General features: G+C 43.2%; 1 protein-coding gene. It reads right to left on the bottom strand.

Annotation, left to right across the window (positions count from 1 at the left end):
• Positions 1-233: 233 nt before the first annotated feature.
• On the bottom strand, positions 234-630 hold a 397-nt coding region (locus OKC24_RS19875; RefSeq protein ID WP_265466312.1), incomplete at its 5' end, for a NinB/YbcN family protein.

Genomic DNA, 630 nt, shown 5'->3' with positions numbered 1-630 from the left:
CCTCAGCCTCTAGATATTTTTCTTTTGCCTTGGGTAAAGGTTTAGAGCGTGGTTTTGTTTTATGTGGGCGCTTCTTGGTTTTCCAGAAATAGTCATCTGCATTCATAACGCACCTAAATATTAGACTCCCAAGCAAACATCAAATCATCCGGCGTATGCAGCCAACACCCCTGCTTATTGCAAAACGCATGAATGTCATTCAGGTATTCAGTGAACTGATCTNCATAACGCACCTAAATATTAGACTCCCAAGCAAACATCAAATCATCCGGCGTATGCAGCCAACACCCCTGCTTATTGCAAAACGCATGAATGTCATTCAGGTATTCAGTGAACTGATCTACCGTTGCATCCGTTGTGCTGATCAACACATTCAGCCCATCCGCCACTTGCTGATACATCGGATGCTTTTGATCCTTCAACACTTTAACTGCAGCAAATGTATTACGGTACTGGCCTACATCATCACGCGCATAGATCCGAGCAAGAAAGTTCTTTTTAAAATACAAATGCTCTGAATCTTTATCTGTACCTTGACGTTTGGCCCACTGATTCATCCACATCCAATACAAACGATTCTGCGCTTTGCTGCGGTCATCTTCTTTCTGGTTAATCCGCACTACCAATGGC

Source organism: Acinetobacter entericus, assembly GCF_026168575.1.
Classification (GTDB): Bacteria; Pseudomonadota; Gammaproteobacteria; order Pseudomonadales; family Moraxellaceae; genus Acinetobacter; species Acinetobacter bouvetii.
Note: the sequence above shows the minus strand (reverse complement) of the source record. Positions and strands in the feature narration are given on the sequence as shown.